The 2289-nt window shown below is 37.7% G+C and carries 2 protein-coding genes and 1 pseudogene; 1 reads left to right on the top strand and 2 read right to left on the bottom strand.

Annotated elements, in window-relative coordinates; translation table 11 throughout:
• Positions 1–470: pseudogene (locus WBJ10_RS05740) on the bottom strand (hypothetical protein); the annotation flags it as partial.
• A 35-nt stretch (positions 471–505) separates the two neighbouring features.
• The gene (locus tag WBJ10_RS05735; protein ID WP_424288572.1) at positions 506–901 is read right to left on the bottom strand and encodes a response regulator; all 396 of its coding nucleotides are present in this window, start codon (positions 899–901) and stop codon (positions 506–508) included.
• A 490-nt stretch (positions 902–1391) separates the two neighbouring features.
• Here WBJ10_RS05735 and WBJ10_RS05730 point away from each other — a divergent pair.
• On the top strand, positions 1392–2289 hold an 898-nt coding region (locus WBJ10_RS05730), incomplete at its 3' end, for a UDP-glucose dehydrogenase family protein (RefSeq protein ID WP_424288571.1).

The raw sequence follows: 2289 nt of genomic DNA, 5'->3' as shown, positions 1-2289 counted from the left end.
AATATATCCAATGCACGCTTAACGATCGGAATGCTGTAATCTTTATCAAGCAATGCTGGAGCATTGCTAATGCGTGATTTTAAGATCGCAAACGTGTTCAAAAACGTTATTCTTTCCTTTAAGTCTTCGAAAGGTATAGGACTGATGTAACAATCGTTTATACCGAGGTCAAGTGCCGTTTTAACAATCTTTGGATCGTTGTCAGACAGGATGAAAATAATAGCAAGGTTACGTGTATACCAGTTGTTTTTTATTGATTTAGCAACTTGAATGGTTTCCTTGTAATTTTCCTGCGTAACTTCGATAAGAATTGTTGAGTTGAGCTCAGACAATGAGAAGTTTTCGGCAATAGTCGATAAGTCAGCCAGACGGTTTGCTCGTCTTAGTCTGAATTCAGGGCTTTTGAAAGCATTTAAAAAAGAATCTTCGTTCTCATTTATATAGTAGAGTATGTTAATGTTGGTGTTCATGGCAGATGTAGAGAGAGAGTGAGAGAATATATTTGTTAATTTAATACTGATTTAATAACGCTCTTTAACTGGGTGGGGTTAAAAGGCTTTAGCATGATTCCGTTAATTATGTAAGGAATTCTTGCCTGGATATTTTCGGTAGAATCTGAGCCGGAAAGAACAATGACAGGTATGTCTCTGAAATAACCACTTGTCTTTAAGGATCTGATGAACTCAACCCCGCTAAAAAAAGGCATTTCCACGTCTGATATTATCAGGTCTGGTATTTCTCCTTTATTTAAAGTCGAAAGAGCTTCTATGCCACTTTGTTTTATGATCGGCTCATATTCGTCTTTGAGAATAAATTGAAGTAGCTTTAGAACGCTAACTTCATCATCCACAATAAGAATTTTTTTCTTATGTTTATGGATATTTGTATTTGTGTTTTTCATATCGAAAGTGTTAGATACTTCCGAATATGCAAGATAGATGCCAAAGCCGTCCTCGCTACTAATTATGACAAACAGAGGTAGAAGATCATTTTAGATAGCCCAGAGCAAACGATGTATGAGCCAAACATTTTTTAAAAAAAAATGTAGTGGAGAATTATCGCTGTTTAAACGTATGTAAAGGGGGATAATTCTTTGCACCTCATTAACATCATTTCGGCTTCAATCACTTTATTAATCAAGTTTCGACTTTTTTTTATATGTTTTAGTAGCATTTTGAGATGTAAATTTGCTGTACAGTTTATAATACTATGTGTATTTAAAATAAACAAAGCCGCTAAAAAAGTAGATAGTTATCATGGGTAAACCGATACTTCTATTTTCCAGCCGAAGCATTTATCTTAATTTCGGTATCATATTTGGAGGGAGAACAATTCTATAATATTAATGAATCGTCAAATTATTTAAAAACTTAGATCACAGCTTAAATAGCATGAAAATAGCAGTAATTGGTACAGGGTACGTTGGTTTAGTAACAGGTACATGTCTTGCAGAAACAGGTAATTCTGTCATCTGTGTTGATATAAATGAAGAAAAGGTGAAGATGATGCAGGCATTTAAACTCCCCATTTACGAGCCTGGTCTGGAGCAGCTGTTCCTACGTAATATTGAACAGGAACGGTTAACATTTACAACAGATCTTGCCCATGCTGTTAAAGATGCGGAAATTATTTTCCTCGCTTTGCCCACTCCTCCGGGAGGTGATGGAGCGGCAGACCTAAGTTATGTATTGGGCGCTTCAAAAGATATCGCTAAACTGGTGACAGATTATAAAGTGATTGTTACCAAATCCACCGTGCCGGTTGGAACGGCTGATAAAGTGATTAAGATATTCAAGGAAAACACGTCAGTTGAGATTGACGTTGTTTCAAATCCCGAATTTTTGAGAGAAGGGGTTGCTGTGGATGATTTCATGAAGCCTGATAGAGTAGTGGTTGGAACTGAGAGTCCGCGGGCTCAAAAATTATTAGCCGAACTGTACGGTCCGTATGTCAGACAAGGAAATCCGATAATTTTCATGGATCAGCGATCATCAGAACTGACAAAATACGCAGCGAATTCCTTCCTTGCTACTAAAATTACCTTCATGAACGAAATCGCGAACTTATGTGAGCTTGTTGGTGCCGATGTGGATGCGGTAAGACGGGGTATAGGCTCCGACGAGCGAATAGGAAAGCGTTTCCTTTTTCCTGGAGTAGGCTACGGGGGCAGTTGTTTCCCTAAAGACGTCCAGGCACTTGCGCAATCTGCTAAGGAAAATAAATACGATTTCAAGATTCTGGAATCCGTGATGGACGTCAATAATACTCAGAAGACTCTAATGGTAGAGA

This window comes from Daejeonella sp. (assembly GCF_049655485.1).
In the GTDB taxonomy this organism is placed as follows: domain Bacteria; phylum Bacteroidota; class Bacteroidia; order Sphingobacteriales; family Sphingobacteriaceae; genus Daejeonella.
Note: the sequence above shows the minus strand (reverse complement) of the source record. Positions and strands in the feature narration are given on the sequence as shown.